This is a genomic window from Thalassotalea loyana, from assembly GCF_030161435.1.
Taxonomy (GTDB): domain Bacteria; phylum Pseudomonadota; class Gammaproteobacteria; order Enterobacterales; family Alteromonadaceae; genus Thalassotalea_G; species Thalassotalea_G loyana.
In genome coordinates this window covers 83,712-110,707 of sequence record NZ_BSSV01000001.1, presented here as the reverse complement: position 1 = coordinate 110,707, position 26,996 = coordinate 83,712, and the positions used below count along the sequence as shown (strand labels likewise).

At 40.7% G+C, this 26,996-nt stretch carries 30 protein-coding genes; 11 read left to right on the top strand and 19 right to left on the bottom strand.

Translation table 11 applies throughout. The features are described 5' to 3' along the window. The first annotated feature begins 72 nt into the window (after positions 1 to 72). Positions 73 to 1,899: a DUF885 domain-containing protein gene (locus QQK05_RS00455; RefSeq protein WP_284295373.1), complete on the top strand. Its 1,827-nt coding sequence runs from the start codon at positions 73 to 75 to the stop codon at positions 1,897 to 1,899. Positions 1,900 to 2,029: 130 nt separating this feature from the next. Continuing rightward, positions 2,030 to 4,471: a glycerol-3-phosphate 1-O-acyltransferase PlsB gene (plsB, locus tag QQK05_RS00450; RefSeq protein WP_284295371.1), complete on the top strand. Its 2,442-nt coding sequence runs from the start codon at positions 2,030 to 2,032 to the stop codon at positions 4,469 to 4,471. Positions 4,472 to 4,532: 61 nt separating this feature from the next. On the opposite strand, the gene ubiA is transcribed toward plsB, so the two are convergent. After that, entirely contained in the window at positions 4,533 to 5,396 is an 864-nt protein-coding gene (gene ubiA / locus QQK05_RS00445; RefSeq protein WP_284295370.1) for a 4-hydroxybenzoate octaprenyltransferase, read from the bottom strand. 9 nt (positions 5,397 to 5,405) lie between these two features. Next, on the bottom strand, positions 5,406 to 5,972 hold the full coding sequence (locus QQK05_RS00440) for a chorismate--pyruvate lyase family protein (RefSeq protein WP_284295369.1): 567 nt from the start codon (positions 5,970 to 5,972) through the stop codon (positions 5,406 to 5,408). A gap of 107 nt (positions 5,973 to 6,079) precedes the next feature. Here QQK05_RS00440 and QQK05_RS00435 point away from each other — a divergent pair, with 107 nt between their 5' ends. Both QQK05_RS00435 and QQK05_RS00430 read left to right on the top strand, forming a co-directional pair. Further along, entirely contained in the window at positions 6,080 to 7,435 is a 1,356-nt protein-coding gene (locus QQK05_RS00435; protein WP_284295368.1) for an MATE family efflux transporter, read from the top strand. A 113-nt stretch (positions 7,436 to 7,548) separates the two neighbouring features. Further along, entirely contained in the window at positions 7,549 to 7,929 is a 381-nt protein-coding gene (locus QQK05_RS00430; protein ID WP_284295367.1) for a flagellar basal body-associated protein FliL, read from the top strand. A 29-nt stretch (positions 7,930 to 7,958) separates the two neighbouring features. On the opposite strand, the gene glpG is transcribed toward QQK05_RS00430, so the two are convergent. The 4 genes from glpG to QQK05_RS00410 form a co-directional block, all read right to left on the bottom strand. Then, a complete protein-coding gene (gene glpG, locus QQK05_RS00425; protein WP_284295366.1) occupies positions 7,959 to 8,822 on the bottom strand; it encodes a rhomboid family intramembrane serine protease GlpG in 864 nt (287 codons plus the stop codon). After that, complete coding sequence (gene glpE / locus QQK05_RS00420; protein ID WP_284295364.1) at positions 8,822 to 9,157, bottom strand: thiosulfate sulfurtransferase GlpE; 336 nt, start codon at positions 9,155 to 9,157, stop codon at positions 8,822 to 8,824. Before glpE ends, glpG begins: the two co-directional genes overlap by 1 nt. Positions 9,158 to 9,253: 96 nt before the next feature. Beyond that, positions 9,254 to 10,288, bottom strand: coding sequence for an L-threonine 3-dehydrogenase (tdh, locus tag QQK05_RS00415; RefSeq protein WP_284295363.1), 1,035 nt, complete (start codon positions 10,286 to 10,288; stop codon positions 9,254 to 9,256). 68 nt (positions 10,289 to 10,356) lie between these two features. Then, positions 10,357 to 11,550, bottom strand: coding sequence for a glycine C-acetyltransferase (locus QQK05_RS00410; protein ID WP_284295362.1), 1,194 nt, complete (start codon positions 11,548 to 11,550; stop codon positions 10,357 to 10,359). A gap of 246 nt (positions 11,551 to 11,796) precedes the next feature. Between QQK05_RS00410 and waaA the strand changes: the two genes are divergently transcribed. Next, positions 11,797 to 13,086 carry a lipid IV(A) 3-deoxy-D-manno-octulosonic acid transferase gene (waaA, locus tag QQK05_RS00405; protein ID WP_284295361.1) on the top strand — a complete coding sequence of 430 codons (1,290 nt, stop codon included), beginning with the start codon at positions 11,797 to 11,799 and terminating at the stop codon, positions 13,084 to 13,086. A 76-nt stretch (positions 13,087 to 13,162) separates the two neighbouring features. On the opposite strand, the gene QQK05_RS00400 is transcribed toward waaA, so the two are convergent. Together QQK05_RS00400 and QQK05_RS00395 are read right to left on the bottom strand one after the other, a co-directional pair. Beyond that, positions 13,163 to 13,411, bottom strand: a complete 249-nt coding sequence (locus QQK05_RS00400; RefSeq protein WP_284295359.1) for a YdcH family protein — start codon at positions 13,409 to 13,411, stop codon at positions 13,163 to 13,165. 151 nt (positions 13,412 to 13,562) lie between these two features. Next, complete coding sequence (locus tag QQK05_RS00395) at positions 13,563 to 14,624, bottom strand: glycosyltransferase family 9 protein (RefSeq protein ID WP_284295357.1); 1,062 nt, start codon at positions 14,622 to 14,624, stop codon at positions 13,563 to 13,565. On the opposite strand from QQK05_RS00395, the gene QQK05_RS00390 reads away from it, so the two are divergent. Then, positions 14,613 to 15,416: a 3-deoxy-D-manno-octulosonic acid kinase gene (locus QQK05_RS00390; protein WP_284295356.1), complete on the top strand. Its 804-nt coding sequence runs from the start codon at positions 14,613 to 14,615 to the stop codon at positions 15,414 to 15,416. The genes QQK05_RS00395 and QQK05_RS00390 overlap by 12 nt on opposite strands. Here QQK05_RS00390 and QQK05_RS00385 read toward each other — a convergent pair. Further along, positions 15,413 to 16,069 carry a TetR/AcrR family transcriptional regulator gene (locus tag QQK05_RS00385; protein WP_284295355.1) on the bottom strand — a complete coding sequence of 219 codons (657 nt, stop codon included), beginning with the start codon at positions 16,067 to 16,069 and terminating at the stop codon, positions 15,413 to 15,415. The genes QQK05_RS00390 and QQK05_RS00385 overlap by 4 nt on opposite strands. A gap of 241 nt (positions 16,070 to 16,310) precedes the next feature. On the opposite strand from QQK05_RS00385, the gene QQK05_RS00380 reads away from it, so the two are divergent. Together QQK05_RS00380 and coaD are read left to right on the top strand one after the other, a co-directional pair. Continuing rightward, a complete protein-coding gene (locus QQK05_RS00380; RefSeq protein WP_284295353.1) occupies positions 16,311 to 16,712 on the top strand; it encodes a nuclear transport factor 2 family protein in 402 nt (133 codons plus the stop codon). Between the two features lie 99 nt (positions 16,713 to 16,811). Continuing rightward, positions 16,812 to 17,300 carry a pantetheine-phosphate adenylyltransferase gene (coaD, locus tag QQK05_RS00375; RefSeq protein ID WP_284295352.1) on the top strand — a complete coding sequence of 163 codons (489 nt, stop codon included), beginning with the start codon at positions 16,812 to 16,814 and terminating at the stop codon, positions 17,298 to 17,300. A gap of 40 nt (positions 17,301 to 17,340) precedes the next feature. Here the strand turns inward: coaD and mutM are convergent, their stop codons facing one another. The 8 genes from mutM to radC form a co-directional block, all read right to left on the bottom strand. Further along, on the bottom strand, positions 17,341 to 18,156 hold the full coding sequence (gene mutM / locus QQK05_RS00370; protein ID WP_284295351.1) for a bifunctional DNA-formamidopyrimidine glycosylase/DNA-(apurinic or apyrimidinic site) lyase: 816 nt from the start codon (positions 18,154 to 18,156) through the stop codon (positions 17,341 to 17,343). Beyond that, the gene (locus QQK05_RS00365; protein ID WP_284295350.1) at positions 18,157 to 18,663 is read right to left on the bottom strand and encodes a hypothetical protein; all 507 of its coding nucleotides are present in this window, start codon (positions 18,661 to 18,663) and stop codon (positions 18,157 to 18,159) included. It lies immediately after the preceding gene. An 87-nt stretch (positions 18,664 to 18,750) separates the two neighbouring features. Beyond that, positions 18,751 to 18,906 carry a 50S ribosomal protein L33 gene (gene rpmG, locus QQK05_RS00360; protein ID WP_033078277.1) on the bottom strand — a complete coding sequence of 52 codons (156 nt, stop codon included), beginning with the start codon at positions 18,904 to 18,906 and terminating at the stop codon, positions 18,751 to 18,753. A gap of 9 nt (positions 18,907 to 18,915) precedes the next feature. After that, positions 18,916 to 19,152, bottom strand: a complete 237-nt coding sequence (rpmB, locus tag QQK05_RS00355; RefSeq protein WP_189769050.1) for a 50S ribosomal protein L28 — start codon at positions 19,150 to 19,152, stop codon at positions 18,916 to 18,918. A gap of 247 nt (positions 19,153 to 19,399) precedes the next feature. Then, on the bottom strand, positions 19,400 to 19,747 hold the full coding sequence (locus tag QQK05_RS00350; RefSeq protein ID WP_284295349.1) for a replication protein RepA: 348 nt from the start codon (positions 19,745 to 19,747) through the stop codon (positions 19,400 to 19,402). Beyond that, positions 19,734 to 20,402 carry an AAA family ATPase gene (locus QQK05_RS00345; protein WP_284295348.1) on the bottom strand — a complete coding sequence of 223 codons (669 nt, stop codon included), beginning with the start codon at positions 20,400 to 20,402 and terminating at the stop codon, positions 19,734 to 19,736. Before QQK05_RS00345 ends, QQK05_RS00350 begins: the two co-directional genes overlap by 14 nt. A gap of 45 nt (positions 20,403 to 20,447) precedes the next feature. Beyond that, on the bottom strand, positions 20,448 to 20,747 hold the full coding sequence (locus QQK05_RS00340; RefSeq protein ID WP_284295347.1) for a PilZ domain-containing protein: 300 nt from the start codon (positions 20,745 to 20,747) through the stop codon (positions 20,448 to 20,450). 85 nt (positions 20,748 to 20,832) lie between these two features. Next, the gene (gene radC, locus QQK05_RS00335) at positions 20,833 to 21,510 is read right to left on the bottom strand and encodes a RadC family protein (RefSeq protein ID WP_284295346.1); all 678 of its coding nucleotides are present in this window, start codon (positions 21,508 to 21,510) and stop codon (positions 20,833 to 20,835) included. An 89-nt stretch (positions 21,511 to 21,599) separates the two neighbouring features. Between radC and coaBC the strand changes: the two genes are divergently transcribed. The 3 genes from coaBC to QQK05_RS00320 all read left to right on the top strand — a co-directional run bounded on the left by coaBC (position 21,600) and on the right by QQK05_RS00320 (position 25,015). Continuing rightward, positions 21,600 to 22,802, top strand: coding sequence for a bifunctional phosphopantothenoylcysteine decarboxylase/phosphopantothenate--cysteine ligase CoaBC (gene coaBC, locus QQK05_RS00330; RefSeq protein WP_284295345.1), 1,203 nt, complete (start codon positions 21,600 to 21,602; stop codon positions 22,800 to 22,802). A gap of 106 nt (positions 22,803 to 22,908) precedes the next feature. After that, positions 22,909 to 23,493: a nucleoid occlusion factor SlmA gene (slmA, locus tag QQK05_RS00325; protein ID WP_284295344.1), complete on the top strand. Its 585-nt coding sequence runs from the start codon at positions 22,909 to 22,911 to the stop codon at positions 23,491 to 23,493. Positions 23,494 to 23,557: 64 nt separating this feature from the next. Beyond that, positions 23,558 to 25,015, top strand: coding sequence for an aminoacyl-histidine dipeptidase (locus tag QQK05_RS00320; protein WP_284295343.1), 1,458 nt, complete (start codon positions 23,558 to 23,560; stop codon positions 25,013 to 25,015). Between the two features lie 58 nt (positions 25,016 to 25,073). Here the strand turns inward: QQK05_RS00320 and QQK05_RS00315 are convergent, their stop codons facing one another. Together QQK05_RS00315 and QQK05_RS00310 are read right to left on the bottom strand one after the other, a co-directional pair. Continuing rightward, on the bottom strand, positions 25,074 to 25,634 hold the full coding sequence (locus QQK05_RS00315; protein ID WP_284295342.1) for a PEP-CTERM sorting domain-containing protein: 561 nt from the start codon (positions 25,632 to 25,634) through the stop codon (positions 25,074 to 25,076). Between the two features lie 323 nt (positions 25,635 to 25,957). After that, on the bottom strand, positions 25,958 to 26,890 hold the full coding sequence (locus tag QQK05_RS00310) for a hypothetical protein (protein WP_284295341.1): 933 nt from the start codon (positions 26,888 to 26,890) through the stop codon (positions 25,958 to 25,960). Positions 26,891 to 26,996 lie beyond the last annotated feature (106 nt).

Here is a 26,996-nt window from a genome sequence, read left to right as displayed (position 1 = left end):
TGTTTAGAAACTAGTCTACTTCTAGTCTTCGTGTTACTTTTGTATACAGCAAATAAACACAAGGAAAACAAGATGATAAAAACAATATTAAAACGTCTTGGTCAACTAATACTCATCGTCATTTTATTGGGCGCTAGTTTCATCGCCCATGAATGGTATGCAAAGAAACCATTTATGTTCAGAGCCTTTTTAGACCGTACTATGGTTAAGATGGCCTTTGATAGTCCAGAAACACTGACTTCTCTTGGCTTTCTCGAATCCATGGGAATCAAAGGGCACAATGCAGAGCTTGATGACGATCGCCCAGAAAAAGGAGATGAGTTATTCGCACAAATAGAACAAATTCATCAAACTATTCTTGAATATAAGGATGAAGACCTAAGCGAGGATGAGCTTTTATCAAAAGAAATCGCACTATATTTATTAGAATTCGCTGATAATAGTAAACAGTTTAGGTATCACAACTATCCGGTCAATCAGCTATTTGGCATTCAAAACGGTTACCCAAGCTTTATGGAAGCGCAGCATCAAGTCAATGATATTGAAGATGCAGAAAACTACCTATCACGGTTAGAAAAGGTCAAAGTGAAATTTGAACAAAACCTTGAAGGGCTGAAAATTCGAGAAGAGAAAGGCATCATTCCACCTCGTTTTGTTATCGATCGCGTGTTAGATGAAATGACAACATTCGTAGAAACACCGATTGAAGAAAACATTTTATATTCATCGTTAGATGAAAAGTTGAAACAAATCGACGATATTTCAGAGGTAGAACATGCTCGTATTCTTGCCTCAGCAAAAGAGAATATCAGCCAATTTGTTCACCCTGCTTATCAATTGTTTATCGATTATTTTACGACTCTAGCACCGAAAGCAACAACCGACGACGGTTTTTGGCGCTTGCCAAATGGTGACGAAGCATATCGTCAGTCGCTAAAGTTCTTCACGACCACTGATTATACCGCCGATCAAATTCATAAAACTGGACTGGCGGAAGTTGATCGCATTCAAGCAGAAATATTGACGATACTTGAGGCGGAAGGTTACGACACAGAAAATGGCTTCACGGCTGCTATTGAGTCACTTGCTGCAGATGAAAGTCAGTACTACGAGGACTCTGACGAAGGCAGAGCGCAAATATTAAAGGACTACCAAACGATAATAGATGAGATTGATGCAGGTATCGATAGCGCGTTTAGAATACGTCCCAAAGCAGGAATGGAAGTTGTTCGAATTCCTGAATTTAAAGAAAAAACATCGCCTGGCGCCTATTATCAACAACCTGCGATTGACGGCTCTCGTCCAGGTCGGTTTTTTGCCAATCTCTACGATATAAAAGCAACACCCAAATATAGTATGAGAACACTGGCTTATCATGAGGGTGTACCGGGCCACCATTTCCAAATTGCGATCGCGATGGAGCTTGAAGGCATGCCGCTATTTAGACGGATGTCACCATTTACTGCCTACACTGAAGGCTGGGCATTGTATACCGAACAAGTCGCTTGGGAGCTTGGTTTCCAAAGCAACCCATTGGACAATGTTGGTCGACTGCAAGCGGAGCTATTTCGCGCTGTACGCCTAGTGGTAGATACAGGTATTCATGCTAAACGTTGGACTCGTGAAGAAGCTATAGCCTACATGTTAGCTAACACGGGTATGGCTGAAAGCGATGTAATCTCGGAAATCGAACGTTATATCGTAATGCCGGGACAAGCGACAGCATACAAAACGGGTATGATGAAAATACTTGAATTGCGCACTAAAGCCCAAAACGCACTAGGCGACCAATTTGACTTACGTGATTTTCATGACGTGGTATTAAAAAACGGTGCTGTGCCACTTGCGATTCTTGAGCGGCTGATTGACAACTATATCGCCGATACTCAAGCACAATAATAATTAACGCGTGTTATTGGCGAAAAAAGCCGATAACACGCTTTTGACATAATCCTTAACATCACAGTAAAAGACAAAGCTTTTTCTTAATGCTAAAATATCGGTTCTGGATAATATAAATCGATACAACATGTTAGCACTTCGTTCATTATTTTATTTACTATTAACGTTACCCATCAAAATCCTTGTAAGATGCAAAATCGTACCTGATGACTTTGTTTCTTCTGGTAGTGTTAAAACCGACAAACCTATCTTCTATGTCGTCCGCCATCAATCGGCTAGCGATCTTTTATCTCTGCAAAAAGCATGTAAAAAGTTAGGTTTACCAGACCCATTAGAACATGTTGAGATCAAGGGCAAAAAGTTCAACAGAACCTTGTGTATTGATAAGCCGACACCGCTTTTAAAATGGCGAAAAGCTGGCAAAACTAACGCCATTGAACAAGGGCTTAGTTTACTCAAGCAACACCAAGAAGATCCGAGCCAAGAAGCTCAGCTCATTCCAGTCAACTTAACATGGGGTCGAGCGCCTACGATTGAGAAAAATAATGCCAATGTCGGTACTATTTTAGCGGATCAAGAATCACCAACATGGCTCAGAAAGTTCTTTATTGTATTGTTTCTTGGTAGCCACACCTTAGTCCGTTTTTCTAACCCGGTATCTTTGCGCTACATGGCTGATAAGCATGGTAGTGATGAAGATACTGCACATAAACTTCTGCGTGTTGCACGCTTTCACTTTCACCGCCAAACAATTGCAGCAACAGGGCCTCGATTGATGGATCGAGAGCAAATGTTCACCGCACTATTTGCTAACCCTTCGATTAAAAGAGTGATTGCTGACGAAGCAAAAGCGAAAAATCTACCGGTAGAAAAAGTCAAAAAGCAAGCTAAAGATATGATGTATGAGATCTCGGGCGACTACCGAGAGTCAATGATTCGTGTTGGCGAACGCATGCTTGGGTGGCTGTTTAATCGTTTATACAATTCAATTGACGTAGAAAACACATCAACATTGCGTCAAGTAGCTGAGGACGGTCATGAAATTATTTATGTTCCATGTCACCGTTCACATATGGATTATTTACTCTTAACGTATGTGATTTACCACCAAGGTTTAGTGACGCCAAGAATTGCTGCCGGTATTAATTTAAATTTTTGGCCAGCTGGCCCTATATTCAGAAAAGCAGGTGCATTTTTTATACGTCGAAGTTTCGGTGGTAACCGTCTGTACTCGGCAATTTTCCGTGAGTATTTAGGTTTACTCTTTGAACGCGGCTACTCGGTAAAATACTACACAGAAGGTGGCCGAAGCCGCACTGGTCGATTACTTTCGCCAAAAACGGGTATGCTAGCGATGACGATCCAAAGCTTGCTACGTGGTATTGACCGCCCATTAACGCTTGTTCCTGTTTACATTGGCTATGAGCACGTAATGGAAGTTGCCACCTACCACAAAGAGCTCAGCGGGAGTAAGAAAAAGAACGAATCTATTCTTGGTGTCTTGGGTGCAATTAAAAAGTTGAGAAACTACGGTAAAGGTTTCGTTAACTTTGGTGAACCAATACATTTGAATCAGTATTTAAATGATAAAGTGCCTGATTGGAAAGATGATATTGATCCTATTGACCCCCAGAAACCAAGCTGGTTAACACCTACGGTTAATGGTTTAGGTGATGTATTGATGACAAAAATCAATAAAAGTGCCGCGCTAAATACGGTGTCCTTAGCAGGTCTAATTCTCCACGCAACAGACAACCAAGCATTGTCACAAGGGGAGTTAGAAGCACAAATGGATTTCTTCTTGTCGATTGCTCGTTTAGCGCCTTACAGCCAACATGTGACGATTCCTGAGGAATCGGGCAAAACATTAGTCGCGCAATTGATTTCTTTGAATAAAGTGACCGTAGATAAAGATAGCCTGGGTGCTTATCTTTCACTTAATGAAGCGGCTTCGTTAGAGATGCGTTATTACCGTAATAACATTTTGCACACCTATCTACTTCCGTCGCTCATTTGCCGTTTATTAGGTAGTCACCACAAGATTTCCCACGATGACATCGTTCAGCAAGTGCAATTAATTTGGCCATTATTAAGAGCTGAATTTTTCTTATGGCAAGATGCTGAAACACTAACAACACAAGTCGAAGAAGTATTAAACGCATTAGCTGAAAAGCATATTGCAAAGTCGACTAAAGCCGGTTTCTGGTCATTAACTGATGACGTTAATTTAAAATCGCATGCAACATTAATGAGTGATGTAATTGATGAGACGGTTCAAAGATTAGTGATTGTTAGTCAATTAACGGCTCGCCTAGCACCAATTAAAAAGAAAACATTAGAGCAGAATATGGTTTCTATCGCTAAGCGTCTGTCGGTGTTAAACAATATTAATGCACCTGAATTTGTTGAGCCAAAAGCACAAACTGCATTAATTAATGCCATGAAAGATAACGGTTATATCCAAGTCTCAGATGAAAATGAGCTCATCGCACAACCAAGCCTTGAAGGCTTTAAAAAGGTTGTCAGCAACTTGGTTAGTATAGACGTACTGCAAAGCATAACGCGATAAAATAGAAAGCCAGCTTTTGCTGGCTTTTTTGATGAACGAATTCTAAACAACGGTGGGGAGATTAAAAATATTCGATGAGCAAAGCGATAAAGATGATCATGCCAACATAATGGTTATTCAAAAAGGCTTTGAAGCACTTTTCACGATCTCTATCTACGATGAGCATTTGTTGATAGCAGAAGAATCCAGCAGAGATAATGAGGCTCAAGTGAAATGGCCATCCAAGGGCAAAAAGTTCGCCTGCACTGAATAGTAAACCTAGAGTGACTAGCTGTAACAAACCAATGATTTTCTTATCATTATCACCAAACAATATCGCAGTAGACTTAACCCCAATACGCAAGTCGTCATCGCGATCAACCATGGCATACATAGTGTCGTACGCGACTGTCCAAGCCAAATTGGCAAAAAATAAAAACCATGCGCCTGTCGGTATGTATCCCATAACTTGAGCAAAGGCCATAATCATACCCCAGCTAAAAGCTGCTCCAAGAACGACTTGAGGGAAATTCGTGTATCGCTTCATAAAGGGATAAAGTGTCGCTAAAAAGACGGCAACAACCGAAAGCTGAATAGTATAAAACGACAAGGAGGTTACTAGGCCAAATGCCGCTGACAGCAAGCAGACGAATAAAATAATCGCTTGTTCCGGCGTTATTATTCCTGTCACCAATGGACGTTGGCTTGTCCGCTTTACTTCACCATCGACTTTGCGATCAGCAAAATCGTTAATCACACAGCCAGCACTTCGCATTAAGAAAACGCCGAGTGTAAACACAAATAAAAGATGTAAGGTAGGAAAGCCTTCTGATGCAACCCAAAGCGCCCAATATGTGGGCCACAATAACAAATAGGTGCCAATTGGCTTATCCATACGTGTTATCTGAACTATGCCCTGCAAACGTTGTGAAAATGTAGCGTTCATTAAATATCACTAACCCTGCTGATACGCTAACGCACCAGGTAAAAAAACTTCTGCGACTAATATAGGCTTATCATCGATCAAGAAGGTAGAACGTCTACCCCAGTATGACTGCTCACTGTCAATGTTAAGTGCCACGTTGAGTGAATGCATGTTACTTGCCTCAGAGAACTCAGCAACTTGAAGCGCTTTTCGTTGTAATAGCGGAGAATTAAAAATAACTTGCCCCAATGGTTGCTCACCTAACTCAGCCAATGCTTTTTGCTCACCCGTTAAACTCGTTAACGGTAGCAGGCTTCTGGCAAACACTTGCGGCACATCGTCACAAAATAACACGACTTCCCGCGCTAACACTCGTTCACCTGCCTTCACATAAATACACGCTTCTTGTTCCGAACAATACGTAATTTGCTGGCCTAAAACTTCTAAACGAAATTCGCGAGCATTCGCTTTTAACCTCGCGGTTAATGAACTCTCATCTAGCAACCAGTCTTTGACATACGTATTCACCCCTTCAGGTACCTGGTTTTGCCAATCGGCACTTAGGTTAATCGGGAATAAGTGTTGTAAACTACTCATATTCGGCAACAATAATTTTATCTAGCGCGTATAATAACAGCCTGAAATTTTGAGTCTATGACGTCGTTAACGATATTAATTGAATTTTTCTGGAGTCTCTCCCTCACATGTCTTGGTTAAATACCAGTTCACTTAAGGCAAGCTTTAAGCTTGCTTGGCCTATTTCATTACAAAACACGTTAGTGACATTGTTGGGTATGGTCGATGTTATGATGGTCAGCCATTTAGGTGACGCGGCTGTTGCTGCTGTGGGTTTAGGCAACAGAATTCAATTCGTTGTCCTAGTGGTTATTATGGGACTAAGTTGGGGTGTTGGCATTTTGGTCGCTCAGTACTGGGGGGCTCAACAGCACGAAAAAATTCGCCGAACAGTATTAATGGGTTCATTAATTGGCGTTATTGCCATGCTGCCCATTGTCTTTGCATTCTTTTATTTAGCCGACGATGTCATTGCAATAGGCAGTAGCGATCAACAAGTTATTGGATTAGGTGAAAGTTATTTATGGATAACGATGCCAAGTTTGTGCCTTGTTGCAGTCATTATGGTCTTAGAAAATGCATTGCGCAGTATTAATCAAGTTCGATTACCTATGATATTGAGCACTATAGCGATAGCGATCAATATTGTTCTGAACTATTGGTTGATTAATGGTGGCCTAGGTGTCGAAGCGCTAGGTGTTGACGGCGCAGCCTTAGCGACGACGATTTCTCGCGGTATTCATTTGGCTTTGTTCCTTTATGTCCTAATACGCGCGCTGCACCCTATTATCCCCCATCGTGAAGACATCAAGCTTCTTGCAAAGCGCAGTCCTTGGTGGAAATTACTCAAAATTGTATGGCCAATGATGTTTAGCTTCGGTGTATGGTCTTTAGGTACCTTTGTTTACCAGCTCATATACGGGCAAATGGGCACAAAGGAACTTGCCGTCATGAGTTTACTCTCACCGATTGAAGGCATGTACATCTCTTTATTTTTTGGTTTTGCCAGTGCTTGTGCAATCATGGTTGGCCAAAACCTTGGGGCCGATAAATATGACGAAGCTTGGTCTACGGCACGCAGCTTTATCTTTTTAGCTCCAATTGTCGGATTGCTCTTAGGTGCAATACTATACTCAGCAAAGCACTGGGTTTTTATCCCATTCGCCGATTTGCCAGCCCCTACATTAGATTTAGCCAGTGATGTATTTCTCATTATTGGCCTCGGTGCATGGATAAAAATCACGAATATGACCTCAGCCATGGGCGTGCTGCGCGCAGGTGGTGAAACAAAGGCATGTTTATATATCGATATCATAGGCATGTGGATTGTGAGTATTCCATTAACTTATTATTGTGCGTTTGTCCTGCAACTCCCATTATTTTGGGTTGCACTAGCAACTTACTCCGAAGAGGTAACAAAAGCATTTTTGTTTATGTGGCGTGTACTGCAGAAAAAATGGATGCGCAATTTGGCTAATGCATAACCGTTCTTTGCCGATAGCTTTAAAACGCACTAAACGAAATAATGCCTGACCATTGCATTAATTCGAGTTATGATTCACATTATTAATGTATAAGTAATAAAGTTTCTTAGATTATGAAAAAACTGATTTCTTGTTTGTTATTGCTATCTTGCCTCACATCAGCAAAAGCTGCTGAGTACGCTTACTATGGCTTCGAGCCAGATATTGTGACGAACTACGTATCGACACAGAAGAAAATGGGCTTTGTTCGTCTCACCGTCGAATTAATGATTGAAGGTACTTCAAATCTAGAGGTTGTTGAGCATCATTCTCCTTTATTGCGCGATGCCATTATTACGGTGATCGGACAGCAACCGGAAGAAAAAATTAAATCGATTCGTGGACGCACCGAAATACAAAAGCTTTGTGAAGATAGAGTCAAAGAGCTTTTGACCAAAGAAACAGGGCAGCCTTTAGTGAAAAAGTTACTGTTTACTCAATGGTTAGACAATTAATAGATGTTATATAGTAGAAAAGGCAGTCATCACTGCCTTTTTTTGTGTCGAAACGAATAGAGCAGAGCTAACGCACAGCCACTGATCAGCCCAGTTAAATGTGCAGTATTTGCAACATTGACAGGTAACAAGTCAACAAACCCTAAAACCAGCCAAATTAATAACATGCCAATAACAGGTTTCGATAGATATAAACCTTTATTAGGCATTAAATAGCCCATAAACCAAACATAACCGACAACCGCATAGACTACACCTGACAAACCACCAAAATTAGGGCCTGACACCAGATATTGACTCACGTTCGAAACAAGTGCACTAACAAAGAAGACCACCAACAGTTGTTTGACTCCCTGCTCTTTTTCAATTGCCCCACCGAGTTGCCACCACCACATCGTATTGAAGGCGATATGAACAAGAGAGAAGTGAAACAGTGCAGGGGTTAGTAAGCGATGTGGTTGGCTCATAACCTGTTCAATTGAAAAGCTAGTATAAAACTTTAAGCTATTAAACATATCCATCGCAAAACCTAAAACGCTAGAACCATAAATTAACCAACAAGCGATAAAAATGACTAACGTAACAGGGCCCGCATGAGCTAAAAAGTTCTGCTTGAACGTAACAAACAAATTGTCCTGTGAATTATCGAGTTCAGTAACTTGACCTTGGCTCCATGCAGCATTTTGATATCGCTTGTGCTGAGGATTTTGAACAAACTCTTCGAATAACGCTTTGGCGTGCTCTACAGACGTCTCTTCACACAAAATCACATAACCTTTATCTGTTTGTTTAACGTCAGAAGCCATATTCTGACTTTTCAAAAAGTCACTAAAGATCAATGCAATATTTTGTTGATAGACCTCAACGAGAGGCACAAGGTTCTGCTCTAGCATTAACGCTCCACTTTTTCAGGATACATGGTATTCCATACTTCAAAGCCACCATCTAATGAATAAACATCACTAAAATCTTGACTAGCAAGAAATTGAGCAGCTTGTTGGCTCGAAATACCATGATAACAGCAGACAACAGTTGGAGCATCCAAGTCAGCTTCACGAATAAAATCACCTAAATTATCATTCGTTAAATGTGCAGCCCCCATGATACGACCCGATGCAAAAGCATTAGGGTCTCTGATATCGACGATTATTACGTCCTCACGCTCAATACGTTGGATTAGCTCATTAGCAGTAATATGTTTAAAAGCGTCAACAGAATTAGACGACATAGCTCACCTTTAAAATAAAAATCACGTAAACATTATATTAAAAAAGGGAGCATAGCTCCCTTTTTGTGTATTTTATAACAACTTTTTACGAATTAATTAGTTGTTTTTAGTCCAGTCCAAAATAACCTTACCAGATTGACCAGAACGCATAACATCAAAGCCTTTTTGGAAATCATCAATATCAAAATGATGAGTAATAATCGGTGATAAATCTAACCCTGATTGAATTAAGCTTGCCATTTTATACCAAGTCTCAAACATCTCTCGACCATAGATTCCTTTAATCGTTAGGCCTTTGAAGATAACTTTACTCCAATCAATCGCCATGTCATTACCTGGAATACCTAGCATCGCGATCTTGCCACCATGATTCGTGTTTTCAAGCATGTCAGTAAAAGCCATTGGCACGCCTGACATTTCTAAGCCGACATCAAAGCCTTCAGTCATTGCAAGTTCAGCCATGACATCAGATAACTTTTCTTTACTCACATTGACTGCACGAGTTACACCCATTTTTCTGGCAAGCTCAAGTCTATACTCGTTTACATCGGTAATAACAACGTGTCTAGCACCAACGTGCTTAGCGACTGCGGCCGCCATGATACCAATTGGTCCAGCACCTGTGATTAGCACGTCTTCACCAACTAAATCAAATGACAACGCTGTATGTACTGCATTACCAAATGGGTCAAAGATAGCCGCCATTTCATCTGAAATTTCATCAGGTAATTTAAACGCATTAAACGCTGGAATAACCAGGTACTCAGCAAAAGAGCCTTCGCGATCTACGCCCACACCTACGGTGTTACGACATAAATGTGTTCGACCCGCACGACAATTTCGACAATGACCACAGGTAATATGACCTTCACCAGAAACGCGATCGCCTACGCTAAATCCTTTTACTTCTTGCCCCATGTCAACAACAACGCCAGCATATTCATGACCGACAACCATAGGTACAGGAATTGTTTTTTGTGACCACTCATCCCAGTTATATATATGGATATCCGTTCCACAAATTGCGGTTTTATTAATCTTAATTAATAAATCGTTGTGCCCCATTTGAGGCTTTGGAGAGTCAGTCATCCAAATGCCTTCTTTGGCATGTAATTTAGCTAATGATTTCATGTCATTAATCTCAAAATTCAATCAAATTAAAGGCGAAATTAACTCAATAACATCGCCTAAATCTGGTGTTAAATAACACCCATCTCTTTACCAATACGTGTAAAGGCTTCAATAGCTTTATCAAGTTGCTCTTTTGTGTGAGCAGCTGAAATCTGTGTACGGATGCGCGCTTGACCTTTAGGCACAACAGGGAAAGAGAAGCCAATAACATAGATACCTTCGGCGAGCAGACGATTAGCCATCTCACTTGCCACCTTTGCATCACCCAACATCACAGGAACGATGGCATGATCAGCACCAGCACAGGTAAAGCCAACTGATTCCATTTCCGTTCTAAAGTATTGTGCATTGTCTTTAAGCGTTTTTCTTAGCTCATCGCCTTGCGCCAATAAATCTAACACGCGGATCGAAGCACTTACGATTGCAGGCGCCAAAGAATTAGAGAATAAATATGGACGCGAGCGTTGACGTAACCATTCAACGATTTCTTTTTTTGCTGAAGTATAGCCACCTGAAGCACCGCCCATTGCTTTACCTAATGTTCCGGTAATAATATCGACACGTCCCATGACCTCACAATATTCATGGCTACCGCGGCCTTGCTCACCGACAAACCCAACAGCGTGTGAGTCATCCACCATAACAAGAGCATTGTATTTATCAGCAAGGTCACAAATGCCTTTTAAGTTGGCAATCACACCATCCATCGAAAAGACACCATCAGTCGCAATCAATTTGAAACGAGCGCCCGCTTCGTCTGCTGCTTTAAGGCAGGCTTCTAGCTCTACTAAGTCATTGTTTGCATATCGGAAACGTTTCGCTTTACACAGACGAACACCGTCAATAATTGACGCATGATTGAGTGCATCACTAATGATTGCATCTTCTGGACCCAGCAAGGTTTCGAATAAACCCGCATTAGCATCAAAACACGAAGAATATAAAATCGTATCTTCCATGCCTAGAAAGTCACTTAGCTTCTGCTCTAATGTTTTATGAATATCTTGTGTACCACAGATAAAACGAACCGACGCCATCCCAAAACCGTGATCATCTAGACCAGCTTTCGCTGCTTCGATGAGTGAAGGGTGATTAGCTAACCCCAAATAGTTGTTAGCACAAAAGTTGATGACTTGCTCACCCGAACTTACGGCGATCGCTGCTTGTTGAGCTGTCGTGATCACACGTTCGTCTTTATATAAACCTTCTTCTTTTACCTGATCGATTTGACCTTGTAAAAACTGATAAAAATTCGATGACATACCCGCCTCGTTGTTAATAATTTGTACACATTCGTGATTTAACGAATTTTACGCTATAAGTTAGAAAAGATCATGCAATGAGCAATGACTTTAATCCGCCAAAAACGCTGTAGGTGTTAAGCATATTTTCCAAATACCGCCATAATAGCAAATGGTTGAGCAGTTACGAGAGATTTTCTCGCTTGTTGCTCAATACCTCACTTCGTTATACTGTCAATATAACTACTTATCCATTACGAGTTTTTTTTGAAATACGCTTTCGCCCTACTTTGCTATCGCTTGCTCTTACTTCTACTAACACCATTATTGGTTGTTGCTTTGGTTATCCGTTCAATTAATCACAAAGCATATCGAAATCGCCTATTAGAGCGTTTGGGTATTGTACCTAAAGGGTTTCTCAAAGGTGGTCTGATTATTCATGCATCAAGTGTCGGCGAAGTGCTTGCCTTAAAACCCTTGGTTACCGAGCTATTAATCACTCACCCGACGGTACCAATAACGTTCACAACCTTTACACCAACGGGTTCTGAACAAGTTATTAAGCATTTTGGCGATCGCGTTCAACACTGTTATTTACCGATTGATAATCCAATCTCTAGTTTGCTTTTTTTGAAAGCGCTTTCGCCAAAGAGTTTTATCGTAATGGAAACAGAGCTTTGGCCAAATATCATTGCTCAAGCACACTCACGTGGCACGCAGCTACAATTAATCAATGCTCGGTTATCAAATAAGTCGATGAAAAGTTATCGAAAGTTAACCTGGCTTATCACGCCTTGTTTAAATCGATTTGATGATATTTTGTGTCAAAGTCATGATAACAAAGAAAACTTTGTCAGCCTGGGCTCACCATCGTCTAAGACATCTGTTTCTGGAAATTTAAAATACGATATCAAATTAACCTCTGAAATTATTGATAAACAAAAAGAACTGGCGAGCTATATCGAATCATCTCGACCAATTTGGTTAGTGGCAAGTACCCACCCAGGTGACGAAGACATTGTACTTTCGGCTTTTGAACAAGTTTTACAATCGACTCCTGAGTGTTTACTGATCCTTGTTCCTCGACACCCAGAACGATTTAATGACATCGCAAAACGATGTGAAAGCAGGTTTAACACAGTAAGACGAAGCACGAAGAATCCCGTAAGCCAAACCCACCAAATTTGGTTGATGGATAGTTTAGGGGAGTTAATGGCAGCCTTTTCACTCGCTGATGTCGTCACAATGGGAGGCAGTTTTAGTCAAATAGGCGGCCATAACCCACTAGAACCAGCATTTTATTGCAAGCCGATTATCGTTGGTCCTAACATGTCAAATTTTAAAGAAGTGACGGAAACCATGCGACGAGGTGAAGGTATCGTTCAGCTAAGCAATGATTCTGACGCTTATACTGACGAATTAGCGCAACGTGTCATGACGATTTTAACGGTTCCACAAAAACAAAAAGAGCTTGGCGAGAATGCTCGAAAGGTAGTCGATCAAAACCAAGGTGCGTTAGCTGTTACGACCAAAAAAATAAGCCAATACTTAGTTTAATACTCAGTATTGGCCAAGAGTCTTTATTATTATTTTTAGTGCTAATAGCTATTACTTACTTTAAAAAATCTGAGCACTAAGCTTGCTGTTGTTTTTTTAACATAACGAATAAATTATCTTTTAAATTTAGACGCTTCAGCTTTCTTTCTTCTAAATATTGATCTGTCGTGTTTTCAACGCCTTCCTCAATACGAATCACTTCTTTGTTTACTTCATGATATTCCTTAAATAAACGAGCAAAGTGAGTATCATTCATTTTCAAATCGTGAATTTCATCGTGAAACTCTGGGAATTCATGGTGTAGATCATGCTTTTCAATAGACATTTTTTTACCCCTTCATTTGGTATACTTTCTAAGTTCATAATACCCATGAAAGCAAAATAGTTATTGATCTAGCGCAAGCAAATATCTAGCAACAATAAGGGGTCAGAAAAAGATTTTCGTCGTCGTTTTGCCGCCTTACATTTCGCAAAAATCAGATTAACTCGGGGTAATGATGAGCAATCAACGCATTAACTTTATTTAATACATCCTCAACCAGAATATCATTCATTAATGTCTCACCTTTTGCACGTGTTCCCCATGGAATTTGCGCAAGAGACTTGCCTTGTTGTGATTCAATATGGCGCTGGTATGCACTCACAACAAAGTCCTGAGATAAATAAGGCCCTGTGCGCATCGGATTGCTATGCGCATATAGACCAACCACTGGCGTACCTACCGTCACTGCCATATGAGCTGGACCAGTATCAGGTGCAATGACCATGTGTGCTCGTTTCAATAACGCGTGCAGTTGTTTTAACGATGTCTTCCCTATCAAATTGATCGCATGATGTTGCATTGCTTCTTCAATATCCGCCGCTAATTTCTGCTCTAGCGCTGTAGGCCCACCACAAATAGCAACCGTAAACCCTCGATCAATTAGCGAATCCGCAACCTGAGCATACCCTTTACTGTGCCAATTCCTTTCTGCTTTGCTTGCTGCCGGACAAAGGATTGCGATTGGCTTGTCACCGCGAATGGCCTGTTCAGCCCAACTGATGTCTTGCTCAAGCATATCAATATGCCACGTTGGCTTAGCTTCAGGTAAGCCGAGCGCTTGAGCAAACGCCATAAAGCCCTCAGCCACGTGAGGCTCACTTTGTGCATTAACCCGACGATTAGTAAATAGCCATTGCCCTTCCTTAGCTCGCGCTTTATCAAAACCTATTTTCACTTTGGCTTTGATCATTAGACTCGCGATACTTGCGCGAAGTGCGACTTGCATATGAAGTAGAACATCGAATTGCTCATCATTTAGGGCTTGTTTTAGATCTTTGTATCCTTGTAATCCTGCTTTTTTGTCAAATACAACAAAACGGACACCAGGCATTCCTTTTAAAAGCTGAGCTTCTATTTTACCTACAATCCAAGTTATCTCAGAATCAGGTGAGTAACGTTGGATATATTGCACCATGGCCACTGCGTGACAAACATCACCGATAGCAGACAAACGTAAGATACAGATTTTTTTTGGAACAGTTGATTGACCCAGCATAAAGGAAAAACCACAATAGGCGCAGATGAAAAATATAGAGCTATTATCTTGAACCCGAATGCAATTGTAAAACCTTGTCAGTTAAAAGTTATCGAAACCACTGAAAGTTATGTGGCTTTTGACTCGAATCAACTAGATACAGCAGATATGGCAATATTCTCTCCAGATTATTGGGCAAGTAAAAACGCTATTATCGGTACAGCGCATGGCAGGGGCACAACCTATTTTATTGAGCACAACGCTCAACAATGGGTTCTGAAGCATTACTATCGTGGTGGCCTAATTGGAAAAATTATCCAAGATAAATACATGTATTTCGGCATCGAGAAAACGCGAGCCAAAAAGGAATTTGATTTACTGTTGACTATGCAAGCACTCAACTTGCCATGCCCTGCCCCAATCGCAATTGGTATTAGAAAGCTTACACTAACGTACCAAGCTGACCTTATTACACAGCGCATTGACCAAAGTAATGATGTCGTTGGTCTTCTGACAAAAACCGCATTATCAACTGAGCAATGGCAAAGCATAGGTTCAACGATTAAGCAGTTCCATCGACATGGCATCTATCACGATGATCTCAACTGTCATAACATCTTGCTGGATAAGCACAATAAAGTCTGGTTGATTGATTTTGATCGCGGTGAACAAAGAGTATCAGAAGAAAAATGGCAACAAGCCAATCTGGACCGTTTATTACGTTCTTTCAGAAAAGAAAAAACTCGCCTAAGCGAGTTTCATTGGCAAGAAGCTGATTGGCAACTTCTGTTAGCGGGTTACCAAGAAGCTTAGGCAACCGTTAGCATTTCTTGATGGCGCTTAAGATATAAATCACGAGCCTTAATAAACTCTGGTAGCGCTGATGGTGTGGTGTAAGGTCGGATTAACGCAAAAATCTTTAATACGCCCTCAATAAAGACATTAGAATCAATTTCTGGGTTTAAATTCTGCGTTTGATAAAAGCTTAACCAAAAAGTATTTACAATACGTAACACGCTCACAAGATCAGGTAATTCATCATCTTCAAATGCGATCATGTCGACATCACGTAGTGAAATTAACAAATCGCTCACCTGTGTTCTAATGAGTTCCTGAACTTCTACATACTTTTCTCGTAGGCTTGGATTTTTATCCAGCAATACAGGTAGGTTTGCATAAAAGAAACGAAAACGAGACATCGCTTGGAAAACCGTATCCATATAGTTGATTATGGCGTCTAATGGCTCAATATCAGGTGATGCAATCGGGAACGTATCAAGGAGTAGTTTACGGGCATATTCTTCATAAATAGATAGAATAATGTCTTCTTTATTTCTGAAATGATAATAAAGGTTACCCGGGCTGATTCCTAAGTGAGCAGCGATATGATTCGTCGTCACGTTTCGCTCTCCGTGCTCATTAAATAAATCAATACTTGCTTGAATTATTTTATCCCGCGTTTTCATAATACTTATTAACTCTTACAGCCTCGAATTTTTCTATCATACTATCAAAGATGAATAAAACGGAAGCATTTTCGAGCAAATACTTTAAGTTGAAACTTTTAGTAAGCAATACAATTACCTAAGCATGTTTAAGCAACTTATTATCATTACTAAAGTTTTTATAATATTACCCACATCTTGACAAGTGTCAGATATTGGTGATTACTATAAGATTATTATCAACAAAAATGGAATAAAAATAATGGTTGAACAATGGCACCAGGTGGTTGAGTCCCGAGATCTGTCAGGCTTATCTGACTTACTAACAGACGATGCAATACTTCACTCTCCAGTAATTCACCGAAATATTGAAGGTAAGAAGATGGTACAAATGTATCTAACAGCAGCCTTCCATACCTTTTTGAACGACACGTTTACCTATATTACACAAGCAGAAGAAAACCGTGAAAGTGGGCAAAAAGTGGTATTAGAGTTTACAACAGAGATCAATGGTATTTTCGTCAATGGCATCGATATGATCACATTTAATGGTGAAGGGAAAATTGTTGAATTTAAGGTGATGGTACGCCCATTTAAAGCATTAAATTTGATCAATGAACATATGATGGCAATGTTAGAAAAACAAGGCATGAAATTTGGCTAATGCTTATGAGACTCATAATGGTCGCTAATGAAAGCACTATGAAAATCTGATACTGGCATTTACAATAAGATTAATCTTTCATTAATCATATTATTAACAATGCCAGTAAAAGCGATTTATCCGGGCACCTTTGATCCTGTAACCAACGGCCATAGCGACCTAATTACGCGTGGTAGTAAATTATTTGATGAAGTTATTGTTGGGGTAGCAGCAAGTCCAAGTAAGAAACCTTTGTTTTCATTAGAACAACGTGTTGAGTTTATTGAACAAATCACCCAACATTTGCCTAATGTCACTGTGGTGGGCTTTAGTGGTTTACTCGTTGATTTTGCCAAGTTCCATCAAGCGAATGTACTTATTCGTGGGCTTCGCGCTGTCTCAGACTTTGAATATGAATTTCAGCTTGCCAACATGAATCGTCGACTTAGTCCTGATCTGGAAAGCGTTTTTCTTACACCTGCTGAAGAAAACTCCTTCATCTCCTCGAGCTTAGTCAAAGAGGTTGCACTTCACAAAGGAGATGTCAGTCAATTTGTCGACCCCATTGTTCAGCAGGCAATTATCGACGCGCTTAGTAAAAAAAGATAATGAAGTTACAAGGGAAACTTTTCTATTAGTTTCCCAACGCTTATTTCTTCTGGCACTTTTTACAATACACCGTGGTACGGTTTGATTGCCTTATCTCAGTAAGTTCAGTTTCACAAACTAAGCAAGGTTCTCCGCCTCGGCCATATACATTTAACGACTGAGCAAAATACCCAGGTTTTCCATCAGCTTGGGTAAAGTCTTTTAATGTTGTTCCACCTTGTGAAATAGCCGACTCCAATACCGCTTTTATCGTATCAACGAGTATCGTAATGCGGCGTTTAGAGATACTTCCAGCCAAACTCGTTGGCAATATGCCAGCAAGAAACAGGGCTTCATTCGCATATATATTGCCTACACCTACCACCACAGGATTACTCATTAAAAAATTCTTGATCGGTGTTTTTCGTCCTTTAGCGCAAGCAAAAAGGTAGTCTGCATTAAACGCTTCGCTCAGAGGCTCAGGACCTAGCTTTGACAGCACACCATCAATATCTTTGTGTTCAGGTAACCAAAGCACGGCGCCGAATCGCCTTGGATCATTCAAACGTAAAATATTGCCATTGGTGAAGGCTAAATCAAAGTGATCATGCTTGACCACCGCAACCCCATCGTTAACTACTCGAATAGTGCCCGACATACCTAAATGAATAAGCAGCGTGCCACTTTCAAATACCAACATTAAGTATTTACTGCGACGTTCTACACGTTGTAAAACTTCCCCCTTGATTGTGAGAACTTCTTTAGGTATTGGCCAACGCAACTGCCAAAACCTCACGATAACATCGTCAACTTTTTGATTGATAATATGGGGAGAAATGCCGAGTTTACATACTTCGACTTCTGGTAATTCTGGCATTTAATTCACCTGTGGTTCGCTTAAAACGGCTTGTGGTAGTAATTGATGATAAAGCTGAGGCGACGCTGTGTACCATGCACTTTCACCTAAAGGTGTTTGTTTAGCAATGATCAACCCAGATTCGGTTAGGTTTAACATGAAATAATGCAGGTCACTATCTCCAGCAAGCAATGCAGAAGCAATAACCGCCGTTGCTTTATCAAAATTTTCCGGTTTCTCAATCGGCTCTACTTCAAGCGTATGCCATGTTGACATCATTTGATCCAACTCCTGCCCAGAAAGAACATTTGGCAACGCTCGCCACGTTTGACCAATACGCTCAATCGAAACCATCTGGTTTACTGTTAACGTTAAAATAACGTCATGTTCAGCCAGCAATTGTGTTGTTGTTGCATTTGCTGGCACCGCATCGTCTTCATTTTTTTGCGTTACATTGATAAGGAGAATAAAGGCCATTACCGCGTAGATAATAACGTTATTCCAACCAGCTCGAGATAATCTAATCATAGGTGTATTGCCCCCTAAGGTGCATGATACTGATTTTTAGACATAAAAAAACCCAGCATTTGCTGGGTTTTTCAAACTAAAAATCAATTACTTGATTTTAGCTTCCTTGTAGATCACGTGCTTACGTGCTTTAGGATCGAATTTTTTGATTTCCATTTTCTCTGGCATCGTCTTTTTATTCTTGTCAGTAGTATAAAAATGACCTGTACCAGCAGAAGATACTAAACGAATTTTATCACGCATGATGGTTCCTTAGATCTTTTCGCCACGAGCACGGATATCAGCTAATACTGCATCGATGCCTTTCTTATCGATAATACGCATACCTTTAGGAGTAAGGCGTAATTTTACGAAACGGTTTTCGCTCTCAACCCAAAAACGGTGAGATTGAAGGTTTGGTAAGAAACGACGACGAGTCGCGTTTCTTGCGTGAGAACGGTTGTTCCCTACGACTGGTTTTTTGCCAGTAACTTGACAAACTCTAGACATATGTCACTCCAAAATTAATTTCAGCTCGAGTTATTTTTCACCCGTGGCCGTCGCCGCAGGATCCCGAAAAAGGTGGCATATTATAGGGAAAGTTCGCAGGTAATGCTAGCTTTAATAACATTTTCATACAGCAATATTAATAAAACCCATAAAAACATACAGTTAGACTAAAAATCACCTACCGTAACTGTTCAAAATAACGCCGTGTTTTAGCGAAATATGCAACATTACGTAGTTTATTTCTCCATTATTGATCAATTTTATCCGCCATAATGGCCAAAAGTTGCTGTTTAAGCTCCTTATTAGGATCGCTATCCAATAATATTCTAATAATGTGGGATTTAGCTAATTGCGTCTCATCAGCCAACAACTGTAAGGTATCAATTGCCTGTTGATTTAGCGTAAAAGTCGCATGTTTGTAATTTTTTTGCCCACCAGTTCCATGCTTTTGTACTTTTGCAGATGTTGCTGCGCTAACTACCTTAGGTTTGCCTTTAGCATAGTTAACGGCATCATTAATAAAATCATCAACAGATACTTTCTGTCTTTTACGCTTTGATTTGGTATTCGCCTTTTTTAAATCAGTTAAACTCATGCGAATTATCCGGCTCCATTGCTAACACCTCTTCAGCAATTGCAATTATCTCTTGAGCAGCTTTCCCTTCAGCATCGACCTCAATAACCGATGAACCTAGCTCTTCACTATCATCATAAACATTTCTGTTAAACGTTACTGCATTTAACACATTAATACCATATGAACGACAGACATCTTTAGCCTCTAAAATCCGGTTTGCCTGATTAGGTAATGAAGGACACTGCGTTATCACAAAGGATGCATTGAGCTTAGGGTTTACCATCTTACACGTGCTCAGCATATCTTCCATATGCGGAACCGTTTTCAAGTCTCTGCGTTTAGGACGGAGAGGAATTAAAACATGATCGGCAACCGACATTGATGCACGCAAAGCTAAATTATCTTGGCCACCACAATCAACAATCACGTAATCATAGTGCTGAACTAAGCTGAGCAAATCATTTCTTATTTTGCCGTACAGCTGAATACAATTTATCGCAGGCAAACTTGGATCAGCATTACGTGCGTGAATCCAGTCTGACGTCGTTCTTTGAGGGTCACAGTCAACCATTAAGACAATTGCTTGCTTGTGCTTGGCAAAATAAACAGCTAAGTTTTGCGCTAAACAACTCTTGCCGCTACCACCCTTTTCACCACCAACTAATATCATCATTACTCGAAATCCTTATTTTGCTTACTACTTAAATTCTCGTGCCCATCAGTCTTGAAATAACATGGCAATGTTGTAATGACTATCGCGTTCAATATTGCATCGAATGACCCGTGCTTTGACCATTTTTTCCTGACTAGTGTCTGGCATTAATGTGATATCAACGGGTGTGTATTGCGCTATTTTTTTTTCACAACTAACTTTGATTCCTTTGCGCGAGAAATCTACACAAACTAACTTTTCAGAAAACGCAGTGCCTTCCTCTAGCCAATCGACACGAACAAGCTCACCTTCCATATCCAACCTGATATGTTGGCGACGTTCATTCAATTCTTCTTCATCACTCATTTTCACTCCTAAATGCTAGCGATTTTCTGACTACTCCCTATAAAACCTAGTGCGATTTCTAATTTAGTGCAAGAAATCGCAATTTTTATAACTGTCCATGCTCAGCAAATGAGTAACTTAATGCGCCTGCAATAATAATGTGGTCGAGCACTTGAACATCGATTAATCTTAGTGCTTGTGTGATTCTTTCAGTAATCTTGATATCTGCTTGACTCGGCTTAGCAACGCCACTTGGGTGGTTGTGACACAATATAACAGCGGCTCCATTTTGCTTGAGTGTCTTTTCTACGACCACTCGAGGGTAAACTGCCGCAGCGTCAATCGTGCCAAAAAAAAGTTTTTCAAATGAAATGATTTGATGCTGATTATTAAGTACCAGCATGGTAAATAATTCGTGTTGTTCATGGCGAAGTTGGGCAGACAAATATGCAATTGTCTTTTGACTAGACGTTAATGCTTCACCAGCTACTAATTCCTCTGCTAGGTAGCGTTTAGTCATTTCTAAACAAGCTTGTAATTGAACGTATTTTGCTTGTCCCAAGCCATTGGTTTGACAGAACTCTTGCTCAGATGCTTGGTATATTCCCGAAATGCTGCCGAACGTTTTGATTAGATGTCGCGCAATATCAACAACATGCTGCCCTTTTGTACCTGTGCGCAAAAATATTGCTAATAATTCGGCGTCCGATAAGGTATGAGCGCCCAAATGAAGCAACTTTTCTCTTGGTCTCTCATGTTGAGGCCATAAGGTAATCCTTTCCATAATTGCAACTATCCTTCCTAGACAAATGCTGTGTTTTTTTCCGATGAATGATAAGCTATCGCTTTATTCGTGATTAAGATTAGCAGGTTATGGCGATTTTACAGGACAAGAAGATTCTTTTAGGTGTAACAGGTGGAATAGCCGCATATAAAACACCGGAACTTGTGCGCCGATTAAAAGATCAAGGCGCGGATGTACGAGTAGTACTGACAAACGGTGCAAAAGAATTCGTCTCTGAGCTGAGCCTCCAAGCAGTCTCAGGAAATGCGGTGGCCGATAGTTTGCTCGACCCACAAGCAGAGTTGGCGATGGGCCACATTGAACTTGCTAAATGGGCAGATCTCGTACTAATAGCACCTGCAACAGCTAATATAATGGCGAAACTGGCTCATGGCATCGCTGACGATTTACTAACAACGCTTTGCCTCGCTACGGACGCGCCAGTAGCAATAGCGCCCGCAATGAATCAGCAAATGTGGCATGCGCAAGCAACCCAAGATAACCTCGCGATCCTTACCACACGTAACCATCCAGTTTTTGGTCCAGCATCAGGTGACCAAGCATGTGGAGATGTTGGTTTTGGCCGTATGTTAGACGTACCTGAACTCATTCAAGCATGTGTATCTCACTTCAACTCAACTACTCCGCTTAGTCACGAACAACACTGGATTATTACTGCGGGGCCAACACGTGAACCTATTGATCCTGTGCGTTATATCAGTAACCATTCTTCAGGAAAAATGGGATTCGCACTTGCTCAAGCAGCGGCAAATGCAGGTGCAAAAGTAACGCTTATTAGTGGTCCTGTTAATTTAGGCACACCCGCAAATACTCAACGTATCAACGTAGAAAGTGCGCTTGAAATGCACCAGTATGCAACAAAATTAGCAGCGCAAGCCGATGTGTTTATTGCCTGTGCCGCGGTAGCGGACTATCGAATCAGCCAAGTCGCCGATCAAAAGATTAAAAAATCTCATGATGAAATGACCCTAACACTCGTAAAAAATCCAGATATAGTGGCAGACGTTGCAAAACTTGCTGATAGACCATTTGTCGTTGGCTTTGCTGCAGAAACACAAGATGTTGCGAGTTACGCCAAGGGGAAGCTCGAGAAAAAGAATTTAGATATGATTGCAGCTAATGATGTGTCTAAACAAGGCCAAGGGTTTAACAGTGATGACAATGCCTTACATGTTTTTACCGCAACCGAGCAGTTTGATATTCCACTGGCAAGTAAGTCACAAGTAGCAAATCAACTTGTAGATTTAATTATCAAACAGAGCAATCAATAACCAGTAAGTAAGCACATACAAACTTAGCGACTTTTCATTTGGCAAGCTAGAAAGTTCACGTTACAATCAACACTCGTTCTAAGCATGAATAATAAAAAGTCGCATTATGCCTGCAACACAAAAACCAAGTCGAAAACAACAAATCCTTGAGTGTTTAGCACTCATGTTACAAACAAGTCCGGGTCAACGTATTACTACAGCTAAGTTAGCTGCTGAAGTCGGCGTTTCAGAAGCGGCACTTTATCGTCACTTCCCATCGAAAGCACGCATGTTTGAAGGATTAATAGAGTTTATTGAAGAGTCTATTTTTTCACGAATTAATCTGATTATGGCAGATCACAAAGAAGCGCTTGTTCGCTGCCATCACATTACTCATGTGCTTTTGGTTTTTGCTGAGCGAAATCCAGGTATGTGTCGAATTCTAACAGGTGATGCATTGATGGGTGAAAACGAACGATTGCGTGTCAGAGTTCACCAGTTTTTCGAAAAGCTTGAGTCACAATATAAGCAAGTATTGCGTGAGCGCAAGTTACGCGAAGGCAAAGGCTTTACAATCAATGAACAAGCGCTTGCCAATATCATTGTCTCTTTCTGTGAAGGTAAAATTAGCGCATATGTTCGCTCAGGTTTTAGCAAGAAGCCAAGTGAAGATTTTAATGACCAATGGCTATTCTTATTAGCCGACAAGTAAACAACAAAAGTGACGGCTGATAACTAAACTAATACATGTCGTCATTAAGTATTGAGGAAACTACGTGAGCCAATTATCACAACTTCAACCAAATAAATTATGGCAAATCTTTGAGCATATTTGTTCGATTCCACATCCTTCAAAGCACGAACAAAAAATATCTGCTTGGATACAGTCTTGGGCTAAAGAACAAGGCTTGAGTGTTAAAGAAGATGCAGTAGGCAATCTTTTCATCAAAAAAGCTGCCACACCTGGCATGGAAGATCGCCGTGGCGTAATCTTGCAGGCGCATATGGACATGGTTCCTCAAAAAAATGCGACAACGGAGCATGACTTTTTAACGGATCCCATTCAACCATATATCGATGGCGACTGGGTTACTGCTAAAGACACAACCTTAGGCGCAGATAACGGAATTGGTTTAGCATCTGCAATGGCTGTACTGGCGAGCAATGATGTTCCACACGGCCCATTAGAAGTACTGGTAACTATCGACGAAGAAGCAGGCATGAGTGGTGCATTTGGACTCGAAGCTGGCTGGTTAGACGGTGATATCCTAATTAACACAGACTCAGAGCAAGAAGGCGAAGTTTACATGGGCTGTGCCGGTGGTATTGATGGCAGTGCTACTTTTACCCTTGAAACAATGGCCGTACCTGAAGGTTACGAGTCTTTCAACTTATCAATTTCGGGTTTAAAAGGCGGTCATTCAGGCGTTGATATTCATACAGGTCGTGCCAACGCGAATAAGTTGCTTGTTCGCTTCTTACTTGAAGCCGCTCGACAGTTCAACATTCAGTTAACTGAATTAAATGGCGGTAGCTTACGAAATGCTATCCCACGAGAAGCAAACGCAAGCTTTGTTATCGAAGCGAGCAAGGTAGATGCGCTAAAAGGCTTTTTGGTAAGCCAATTAGAAACGGTCAAAGCAAGTTTAAAAGTTGTTGAGCCAGATCTAGCACTATCACTAATAGCACCAGAGACTTTTGATACATGTTGGACACAGGACTCACAGTTATCAGTATTACGTGCCTTAAATGCTTGCACAAACGGTGTAATTCGAATGAGCGATGACATTGAAGGTATTGTTGAAACGTCGTCAAATCTGGGTGTCTTGCGCACTAAAGGCAATAAATTTAACGCCTTAGTATTGATCAGAAGCTTGCACGATGATGGTAGAGATGACGCACAGAGTATGATCCAATCAACATTTGAGTTAGCTGGTGCAGAGATTGAATTTAGTGGCGCTTACCCTGGTTGGAAACCAGATACAAGCTCGGCAATCATGCAAGTTGTCAGAGATACTTATCAGTCTATCTTCGATAAGACTCCAGAAATCATGGTGATTCATGCAGGACTTGAGTGTGGGCTATTTAAAACCGCCTACCCTAACTGGGATATGGTCTCAATTGGACCAACGATCAAATTTCCCCATTCACCAGATGAAAAGGTTGAAATTGCCACCGTTGGCCAATACTGGCAACTTCTTACAGCGGTGTTAAATAACATCCCTAAGAAATAACCGAACATAAAAAAACGCCTCATTAAATGAGGCGTTTTTTTATCAATCAATACATTAACTACGCGCGTCTGCGGCGCATAAACGCTAGACCAAATAAACCGGCACCTAATAACGCAATCGAACCAGGCTCTGGCACAGGTAAAACAGGTGCTGCTGGTGGAGTAATCACAAGTGATTGTCCTGACACAGTCTCATAAGTAAAGCTGTTCAAAAACATGTCTTGTCCATCAAAGTTAATTGAAAGATAACCAAAGCACATTGCACAGCTCGTCACACCTTTAGTACCAATGTAATTATCACCTACTACAAGGCTAAGTAAAAAGTCAGAGCTCACAAAAGATACTGAATTATCTACGATTGCACCGACGCTTAAAAGCGAATTGCCGAATTGAGTAAAGTTAGTGTTATCGACAAATAAAGTGCCTAAACTCAATACAGATGCATGACCGAAACCCGCGTCTTTCGCTACTATAGAATCTTGGTCTAAATCGAAATATTCAGACATGAACCCATTTGGTAACTGATCACCAAAATCGTAATGAATAATATCTGCTGATGCTTGATTTGAAAGAACCAAACACATTAAACCGGTTAACATTGCTAAGATTGAATTTCGCATTTATGAATACCTCTACTACCATGCATTTGTCGCTGCATTACTACTGGCTAAACAACATACAATTTTTGAGCCAACTATTATAAAACGATACAAAACAAACACTTAACAAAATAACAAATATCATCTTAGTCGACTTGTAAAGTATATCGACACCACAATCATTATATTTTACATACAGTTAACAACGTATTTTTAGCACTCCGACTGAGATATTCGACAAGGTAGTGCAAATTGCAAAATGCACAACAACAGAATTGCAAATTGCAATACAGAATTATTTGTGCGCGTTGGGAATAGCTTGGTGCAGAATCTCTAACAACCTCTTACTCATGCAATCGCCACGTATTCTTTTCTGTTAGACAAAAGGTCAACTGATGATCGACCTGTTGCCCACGTGGCGATTTTACGTCCACCTGCAGGACTTTGCATGGTTTCGCATTTATAACGGTGCGTTTGATCAAGGTTATGGTGCTCGTATTCTTTGTTTTATCGTGTGTTTGAGTAAACGACTCAAGCTCATCTTGCCCAAGTAATTGCTCAATCAGTTGCTCAATGTTTTCCCTGTCTTGTGGATTGACCCACGCGGCTTTATTTTCAAAAGGTTCGGTTATTGCCTTACCTATACCGCCAACTACCTTAAGTGGTGCCTTGAAAAGGCCACTGAAAACACCATAAACAGCCTCTTCGCCTGTTGTTTTTCCGACTTGCCCCAAGTTCGCAACAATTGCTTCCGTTCTGCTTAATACCTCAGGAATACTGGTTCTTGTTGCTTCTACTTCCGTGAGTATCTTTGGGATCTGCTGATTGGTATCAGCAAGTTGACTTGAAAATCGATCGACGGTAGCGCTAATCGTAGGCACTTGTTGGTTAATATCATCTACCCTCGATAACACGTCAGGCATCAATTGGCGTACCTGCGCAACTTCGTTTGTAATGGCAGGAATAGACTGACGAACTGCTTCTACTTCACTGACAATCACTGGAACAAGCGCTTGAACTTGTTCAACTTGTGTCAACACATCAGGAACGATAACTCGAACTTGCTCGACCTCATTAAGCACATCAGGAACTAATGCTTTGATTTCTGCTATCTCATCAATAATTGGTGAGACTTTTACAGCAGTCTTATCAACTTGATTAATAAGCGCTGGCAACGCATCTTTGACCTCAACAAGTTTCCAGGAAAAATAAATAAGTGCGCCCGACAAACAAAAAATACTAAATGCGAGAGTATAGGTCGCTAACGGTTTATTCATGCTCACTCCTGAAGCCTAAATTCATCTGTTATTTCAATAAATGTATCACACGATGGCTATAATTTAGCCAACGTTTAAGGTAAATTAACAATATATGATTAATACG

Coding starts and splice junctions, on each gene's coding strand:
- QQK05_RS00455 (WP_284295373.1), top strand. CDS start 73: ATGATAAAAACAATATTAAAACGTCTTGGTCAACTAATACTCATCGTC.
- plsB (WP_284295371.1), top strand. CDS start 2,030: ATGTTAGCACTTCGTTCATTATTTTATTTACTATTAACGTTACCCATC.
- ubiA (WP_284295370.1), bottom strand. CDS start 5,396: ATGAACGCTACATTTTCACAACGTTTGCAGGGCATAGTTCAGATAACA.
- QQK05_RS00440 (WP_284295369.1), bottom strand. CDS start 5,972: ATGAGTAGTTTACAACACTTATTCCCGATTAACCTAAGTGCCGATTGG.
- QQK05_RS00435 (WP_284295368.1), top strand. CDS start 6,080: ATGTCTTGGTTAAATACCAGTTCACTTAAGGCAAGCTTTAAGCTTGCT.
- QQK05_RS00430 (WP_284295367.1), top strand. CDS start 7,549: ATGAAAAAACTGATTTCTTGTTTGTTATTGCTATCTTGCCTCACATCA.
- glpG (WP_284295366.1), bottom strand. CDS start 8,822: ATGCTAGAGCAGAACCTTGTGCCTCTCGTTGAGGTCTATCAACAAAAT.
- glpE (WP_284295364.1), bottom strand. CDS start 9,157: ATGTCGTCTAATTCTGTTGACGCTTTTAAACATATTACTGCTAATGAG.
- tdh (WP_284295363.1), bottom strand. CDS start 10,288: ATGAAATCATTAGCTAAATTACATGCCAAAGAAGGCATTTGGATGACT.
- QQK05_RS00410 (WP_284295362.1), bottom strand. CDS start 11,550: ATGTCATCGAATTTTTATCAGTTTTTACAAGGTCAAATCGATCAGGTA.
- QQK05_RS00400 (WP_284295359.1), bottom strand. CDS start 13,411: ATGTCTATTGAAAAGCATGATCTACACCATGAATTCCCAGAGTTTCAC.
- QQK05_RS00395 (WP_284295357.1), bottom strand. CDS start 14,624: ATGCTGGGTCAATCAACTGTTCCAAAAAAAATCTGTATCTTACGTTTG.
- QQK05_RS00385 (WP_284295355.1), bottom strand. CDS start 16,069: ATGAAAACGCGGGATAAAATAATTCAAGCAAGTATTGATTTATTTAAT.
- QQK05_RS00380 (WP_284295353.1), top strand. CDS start 16,311: ATGGTTGAACAATGGCACCAGGTGGTTGAGTCCCGAGATCTGTCAGGC.
- coaD (WP_284295352.1), top strand. CDS start 16,812: ATGCCAGTAAAAGCGATTTATCCGGGCACCTTTGATCCTGTAACCAAC.
- mutM (WP_284295351.1), bottom strand. CDS start 18,156: ATGCCAGAATTACCAGAAGTCGAAGTATGTAAACTCGGCATTTCTCCC.
- QQK05_RS00365 (WP_284295350.1), bottom strand. CDS start 18,663: ATGATTAGATTATCTCGAGCTGGTTGGAATAACGTTATTATCTACGCG.
- rpmG (WP_033078277.1), bottom strand. CDS start 18,906: ATGCGTGATAAAATTCGTTTAGTATCTTCTGCTGGTACAGGTCATTTT.
- rpmB (WP_189769050.1), bottom strand. CDS start 19,152: ATGTCTAGAGTTTGTCAAGTTACTGGCAAAAAACCAGTCGTAGGGAAC.
- QQK05_RS00350 (WP_284295349.1), bottom strand. CDS start 19,747: ATGAGTTTAACTGATTTAAAAAAGGCGAATACCAAATCAAAGCGTAAA.
- QQK05_RS00345 (WP_284295348.1), bottom strand. CDS start 20,402: ATGATGATATTAGTTGGTGGTGAAAAGGGTGGTAGCGGCAAGAGTTGT.
- QQK05_RS00340 (WP_284295347.1), bottom strand. CDS start 20,747: ATGAGTGATGAAGAAGAATTGAATGAACGTCGCCAACATATCAGGTTG.
- radC (WP_284295346.1), bottom strand. CDS start 21,510: ATGGAAAGGATTACCTTATGGCCTCAACATGAGAGACCAAGAGAAAAG.
- coaBC (WP_284295345.1), top strand. CDS start 21,600: ATGGCGATTTTACAGGACAAGAAGATTCTTTTAGGTGTAACAGGTGGA.
- slmA (WP_284295344.1), top strand. CDS start 22,909: ATGCCTGCAACACAAAAACCAAGTCGAAAACAACAAATCCTTGAGTGT.
- QQK05_RS00315 (WP_284295342.1), bottom strand. CDS start 25,634: ATGCGAAATTCAATCTTAGCAATGTTAACCGGTTTAATGTGTTTGGTT.
- QQK05_RS00310 (WP_284295341.1), bottom strand. CDS start 26,890: ATGAATAAACCGTTAGCGACCTATACTCTCGCATTTAGTATTTTTTGT.